The sequence below is a fragment of the Bradyrhizobium sp. P2_E8 genome (assembly GCF_056403875.1).
The window spans coordinates 1-6,163 of sequence record NZ_JBFUES010000418.1 but is presented as its reverse complement, the minus strand read 5'-3'; the positions used below and the strand labels follow the sequence as shown (position 1 = coordinate 6,163).

Annotated in this window: 7 protein-coding genes; 1 reads left to right on the top strand and 6 read right to left on the bottom strand. The window is 65.3% G+C overall.

Going from position 1 to position 6,163, the window contains the following annotated elements:
- The 3 genes from AC1D00_RS22270 to AC1D00_RS22260 all read right to left on the bottom strand — a co-directional run.
- The coding region (locus AC1D00_RS22270; RefSeq protein WP_477012138.1) for a M16 family metallopeptidase at positions 1-404 on the bottom strand (404 nt) is incomplete at its 3' end.
- Positions 401-1,819, bottom strand: a complete 1,419-nt coding sequence (gene thrC, locus AC1D00_RS22265; protein WP_477012137.1) for a threonine synthase — start codon at positions 1,817-1,819, stop codon at positions 401-403. The genes AC1D00_RS22270 and thrC, both read right to left, overlap by 4 nt.
- Positions 1,820-2,367: 548 nt before the next feature.
- On the bottom strand, positions 2,368-3,012 hold the full coding sequence (locus AC1D00_RS22260; protein WP_008139927.1) for a response regulator transcription factor: 645 nt from the start codon (positions 3,010-3,012) through the stop codon (positions 2,368-2,370).
- Between the two features lie 86 nt (positions 3,013-3,098).
- Here AC1D00_RS22260 and AC1D00_RS22255 point away from each other — a divergent pair, with 86 nt between their 5' ends.
- A complete protein-coding gene (locus AC1D00_RS22255; protein ID WP_477012136.1) occupies positions 3,099-4,439 on the top strand; it encodes a histidine kinase in 1,341 nt (446 codons plus the stop codon).
- Here AC1D00_RS22255 and AC1D00_RS22250 read toward each other — a convergent pair.
- The 3 genes from AC1D00_RS22250 to AC1D00_RS22240 form a co-directional block, all read right to left on the bottom strand.
- Positions 4,436-4,801, bottom strand: a complete 366-nt coding sequence (locus tag AC1D00_RS22250) for a nuclear transport factor 2 family protein (RefSeq protein ID WP_135176248.1) — start codon at positions 4,799-4,801, stop codon at positions 4,436-4,438. The genes AC1D00_RS22255 and AC1D00_RS22250 overlap by 4 nt on opposite strands.
- Positions 4,802-4,918: 117 nt before the next feature.
- The gene (locus tag AC1D00_RS22245) at positions 4,919-5,671 is read right to left on the bottom strand and encodes an SURF1 family protein (protein WP_135176247.1); all 753 of its coding nucleotides are present in this window, start codon (positions 5,669-5,671) and stop codon (positions 4,919-4,921) included.
- Positions 5,668-6,069 (bottom strand): DUF983 domain-containing protein, encoded by a 402-nt coding sequence (locus tag AC1D00_RS22240; protein WP_135176246.1) that lies wholly within the window; start codon positions 6,067-6,069, stop codon positions 5,668-5,670. The genes AC1D00_RS22245 and AC1D00_RS22240 overlap by 4 nt, the downstream gene beginning before the upstream one ends.
- Positions 6,070-6,163: the final 94 nt, after the last annotated feature.

Here is a 6,163-nt window from a genome sequence, read left to right as displayed (position 1 = left end):
GGCGTGTCCTGCGCGGCACCGATCTCCTGCACGATGACGTTCTTCTCGCGCTCCAGCTCGTCGGGCTCGAAGGCGGGATTGGCCAGGATGTCGGCGAGCACGTCGAGCGCCAGCGGCACGTCGGCCTTCAGCACCCGCGCATAATAGGACGTGGTCTCGGTCGAGGTGCCGGCATTGAGGTCGCCGCCGACCGCCTCGATCTCCTCGACGATCTCGCGCGAGGAGCGCTTCGTCGTGCCCTTGAACGCCATATGCTCCAGCAGATGCGAGATGCCGTGCTCGTTGGGCTTCTCGTCGCGTCCGCCGACGCCGGCCCAGACCCCGAGCGCCGCAGTCTCGAGATGGGGCATCTTGTCGGTGACGACGGTAAGGCCGGACGCAAGCTTGGAAATCTCGACGCTCATCCGGCAACTCCCTGTTTTGCGGCGCGGCTGACCGACAGCACGAACCGCTCGACCTCGCCCTGATCGTTCTTCATCACCTTCATGTGTTCGGATTTGGTCATGAGGCCGTCGAGCCAGGCCGGCAATTGCGGCCGCTGGCCGCAGGCCGCCTCGACCGCGTCGGGGAATTTGGCCGGATGCGCGGTGGARAGCACGATGCTGGGCACCGTGGTGTCGGTGGTATCGCGGTCAGCGACCGCGAGCGCAACCGCAGTATGGGGATCGACCAGCTCGCCCGCCTCACGCCAGGCGGCGCGGATCGCAGCCGCGGTTTCGGTCTCGTCGGCGCGCCCTGCGTCGAACTCCTCGCGGATCGCGGCCAGCGCCGCGTCGGGCAGCACGAAGCGCCCGGACTGCTTCAGCGACTCCATGAGACGGCGCACACCGGCCGCATCGCGCCGGCCGGCTTCGAACAGCAGCCGCTCGAAGTTCGAGGAGATCTGGATGTCCATCGACGGCGACGCCGTGGCGTGCACCTCGCGCACCTCGTAGATGCCGGTCTTCAGCGTACGGGCGAGGATGTCGTTGACGTTGGCGGCGATGCGCAGGGTGCGCACCGGCAGGCCCATGCGCTTGGCGACGTAGCCGGCAAAGATGTCGCCGAAATTGCCGGTCGGCACGACGAAGTCCACCGCGCGCGCCGGCGCGCCGGCGGCGACGGCGGAGGTGAAGTAATAGACCACCTGAGCGACGATGCGCGCCCAGTTGATGGAATTGACGCCGGACAGCGAGGTCGCATCGCGGAAGCGATGGTTGTTGAACATCGCCTTCACGAGGGCCTGACAGTCGTCGAACGTGCCTTCGATGGCGAGCGCATGCACGTTGGCCGCGCCCGTCGTCGTCATCATCCGCCGCTGCACCTCGGAGATGCGGCCGTGCGGGAACAGCACGATGAGGTCGACGTTCTCGAGCTCCGCGAAGGCTTCGACCGCAGCGCCGCCAGTGTCGCCGGAGGTCGCGACCACGATGGTGGTGCGCTGGCCGCGCTTGGCGAGCACATGGTCCATCAGCCGGGAGATCAGCTGCATCGCCACGTCCTTGAAGGCGAGCGTCGGACCGTGGAACAGCTCCAGCACGAACTGGTGCGGCGACATCTGGCGCAGCGGCACCACCGCCGGATGGCGGAAGGTGGCGTAGGCCTCGTTGGCCATGCGACCGAGCTCGGCGTCCATGATCTCGCCGCCGGCGAAGGGACGGATCACGTCGACCGCGACCTCCCAATAGGGACGGCCGAAGAAGCCGGCGATCGTGTCAGCCGAGAGCTGCGGCCAGATGGCCGGCACATACAGGCCGCCGTCGCGGGCAAGCCCGGTCAGCATCACGTCGCAGAAGCCGAGTTCGGGGGCCTCGCCCCGGGTCGAGATATAACGAGTCAAACTGCCCTCCAAAGGCCGGTCGAGCCTGGGCTCGATCCGTAAGCCTTTGATTTCACGGTGTTCCTGGTTAACAGCCAGAGGCTTTGGGCCACCATAAAGTGTTTTGCGGCATCGGGAAACCGCTTCCCGCCCGCACCCATTCCAACGAAAAGGGCTGCGGCAATGCCGCAGCCCTCTCTTGGAAGGTCTGTCGTTGATATGTGCAGACCGATTTGGCTCGTCCGGGACGCCAGCCCGCTAAAATTGGTCGCGCAACCTTTCGTTGGCCGTCACGGCATCGTCAAGGGCGAAAACGACGACCCCGGGAAGATGTTCCTATTTTTCCCGATGCGAGTGAAACGCTGCATCCCGTCTTTGATCTGGCGGCAAGGATCGGCTTTGCCGTTTTTTCCTGATGTCCTGATCACGACAGGAACGAAGGCAGGCGCAGTCCATTATGTCGGCGGATGGCRTTCCCCGTCGGCCACGCATTGCCCGGCCGGCGGAGTCGCCGATCCGTTGACCGAACCGCTGCCCCTGGAGCAGCCGGTTCGGTCGCTGGCGGGACGTCAGTTCATGCCGATTTCTACCGCAATCCGGATCAGGTCGGAATGGTTCTTGGCCCCCAGCTTCTGCTTGAGCAGGGAAGTGGTGTTGGCAACCGTCTTGTAGGAGATCCCAAGCGCCTCGGCGACCTCGACGATCTTGTCGCCGCGCCCGAGCAGGCGGAGAATCTCGAGCTCCCGCGGCGTCATCTGCGAGGCAGGATTGGCCTTGATCGCGGCGCCGGAAAACGTCACGGCCTCCGCCAGCTGCGGCGAGATGAAATTGTCGCCAGCGACCACCTTGCGCACCGCTTTCAGCAGGATCCTGGGATCGTCGCCCTTGGAAACATAGCCCTGCGCCCCCAGCTCGACCGCCCGCACCACAAAGGCCGGATCGTCGTTCATGCTGAACATGATGATCTTGGCGTCGGGATCGTCCTTGCGGATCCGCCGCATCAGCTCGAAGCCGGAGACATCGGGCAGGCTGATGTCGATCACGGTGACGTCGGGCCGCTTGCTGATATAGGCGCGATGGCCGGATTTGGCGTCCGTCGCCTCGTCGATGCGGATCGAATGGTCGGATGCGAAAAGGGTGCGGCACCCCGACAGCACCACGGGGTGGTCGTCGACGATCAGAACCCTGGTCGCCGGCTTGGCGGTATCTTGCATCGCGCGCTCTCTGGTTTTTCGACTCATAGACCGGCGGGAACAAATGGAAAGAGAGAAATCCGCCAGGACACGTTAGAATTGACCTAATGTGGCAACATCTGTCGTTCAGAACCCAACTGTTTCTTCCGCTCGGGGTGAGCCTCCTCGCCGCGCTGGTCATGGGCGGCGTGCTGCTCCAGAGCTTTGCGACCGGCCAGCTGGCCGACGAGAACGAATCCGGGCGACATTCGACCCGAGCGGTCGCCGCGGCGCTCAACAACACCCTGCGCGCCTCGGACAATCCGCGGCAGACGCTCGACGCCTTTGCCCATTCTTTAGACACCTCCTCCGATATCCAATTCCGCGCGGTGCAGGCGGGTCCCCCATCCTCCCCGACGGACGGCCTGCGCAAGCCGCATGGCGTGCCGCAATGGTTCGTCGATCTGCTCGCCGTCCCGAACATGGACGCGACATCTCCGGTGACGATCGACGGCAAGCATGTCGGCGATCTCGTCTTCCTGCCGGACCTATCGGCCGATCTGTTCGAGAAGTGGATCGGCTTCCTCGCGCTGACCAGCCTTGTCGTCGTGCTGATGGCGATCACCGGCACCATCGCCTATGTCTTCGCGGGATCGGCCCTGCGCCCGTTGCAATATCTCGGCCAGGGGCTCACGCGGATGCGGCGCGGCGACTACACCGTGCCGATCCCGGTCGGCGGACCGCCGGAAATCCGGCAAAGCTGCGAGGAGGCCAATGCGCTGGCTGCAACGCTCGCGCAATTGAGCCAGGACAATCGCGACCTGTTGCACCGCCTGGTCTCGCTCCAGGACGACGAGCGGCGCGATCTCGCCCGCGAGCTGCATGACGAGCTCGGCCCGCTGCTGTTCAGCATCCGCGCCGGCACGATCGCACTGATCGAGGCTTCGCCGCCGGTGGGACATCTCGGCAATGCGGCGCAGGAAGTGCTGCAATCGGTCGAGGCGCTCCAGCAGACCAACCGCCGCATCCTCGACCGGCTGCGGCCGCTCTACATCGAGGAATTGGGGCTGGAGGCCAGCGTGCAAACGCTGCTCCGGAACTTTCGCAAGCAGGCCCCGCATATCGGCCTGACCGCCACGGTCGATCCTGATCTCAACGGGATCGACGGGCCGCTGGCCCAGACCATCTATCGCGTAGTCCAGGAGGCGCTGACCAACGTGCTGCGCCATGCCGCAGCACGCAATGCCCATGTGCAGGCGATCCTCGCCGGTGAGACGCTCGTCATCGAGATCTCCGACGACGGCGGCGGATTTCCCGAAGGCAACGTCTTCGGCCGGGGCCTGACCGGCATGCATGAGCGCGTGCGCGCGCTCAGTGGATCGCTGTCATTGCTGCGCGCGGATGAAAGAACCTATGTGCGCTGCCGTCTGCCCGTGGAGACGACGCGGGACGAGCCGGCGCAAGGCTAGCAGGCGCAGCCGTGATGCGCGTTCTGTCGCGCCGGCGCGCACAGCGTGCTGTAGATCTTGCCTTCCGCACTGAAGCGAAACGAGGCGTGAATGCGCAGCGCGCCTGCGACGGAATATTCGAGATCGACGCCATCAGGCACGGGATGGATCTCCTCGAGACCGAAACCGGCCGACGAGAATGCGCTGAGCCGCGGCCCCCAATAGGTTTCGAGCTCGCCTCGGCCGCGATAACGCTGCGTGCCGTTGCACATGCATTCGACCTGGGCGTCGTCGGCATAGAGGTCGAGCAGCGTCGCGAGGTCGCCCTTCCGGCAGGCATCCACCCAATCGACGACAATTCCCATCTGATCGAAATCGCTCACGCCGCAATCCTGTCTGCCGCGAAAATTTGCATGCGGCTTAGGACCACACTCGTGAATGTGCGCTTAATGGTAAACCCCGGGTGATACCGGGTTCCTTCCGGGAACCTACGGGAATATTCAGCCCGGCCGACGTCCCCTCACCCAGACGCCGAATGCGATCAGCACCGCGCCTGCGAGCGCGAACCAGGTGATGGCGTATTGCAGGTGATCGTCCTTCAGATGCACGTCGAGCGGACCCGGACGCGGGATGCCATTCGCGGGCGCTGGCTGTTCCAGGTCGATGTAGAACGGTGCAACCGCGCCCCAGCCGAGCGCGCTCGCGATCGCCACATGATCGCGCACGAACCAGAGCCGCTTGTCGCGGTTCTGTGCCGGCGTCAGCCAGCCCGACGGTTCGGGAAAGCGCAGATAGCCGGTGAGCGCGACCGGCTGCCCGGTCACGAGCTTCTTCACCGCGCGATCCTCGACGCTGCGATCCTGCATCGTGTTCTCGACGAAGCCGGCATCGATCACGACCATCTCGCCGCTCGGAAGTCGCGCCGGCAGGAAGGCCCAGGTGCCGGGACCGGAGGCGTCCTTGCGCACCGCCGAGCCGGACGAATAGACCATCGCATCGGGCGAGGCGGCGTAGGTCGCGGTGAAGCTGACGCGGCGGAATTCGTCGCGCGCGGGATTCAGTGCAGCCCATTGCGCGGGCGGCGGCAGCGCGATGGGTGCCGTCGCCAGACGCTCGGTGAGTGCTGCGATCAGCTCGTGCTTGGCGGTCCGGCGCTGCAATTGCCAGACGCCGAGGGCGACGAAGGCGGCCGTCAGGAGAAGCGTGAACAGCGCAAAGCCGGCCACGCGAGGCTTGCGCGCAGTCTCGTTCATTTCGCGCGGTCGACCAGCCGGCCCGGAGCTGCCTTGTGGTGGAATTGCAGTGCGATCAGCAGCGACTTCATCGCGCGCAGAGGCAGCAGCGTGGTGGCGAGGATCAGCGGCAGCCACAGCACGGCATGCAGCCAGTACGGCGGCTGGTACTTGACCTCGACGATCAGCGCGCACGCAACGACAATCCCTCCGGCCAGCATGATGATGAAAATCGCCGGACCATCGCCGGTGTCGATGAAGGCATAGTCGAGGCCGCAGCGCTCGCAGCGAGGTGCGAGCGTCAGGAAGCCCGCATAGAGCTTGCCCTTGCCGCAGCGCGGACATTTGCAGGCCAGCCCGCGCATCGCGCTTTGCAGGACGGTGGTTGCGGGCTCAGGTGGACCGGCGGTGTCGTTCATAAGGGCGGACCTTATCACAGTTTCCGCGGAAACTTCCGGCGGCGCAAAAGCGAAAGGGCGGCCGCTCGGCCGCCCTTTCTGATCGATCCAAGGC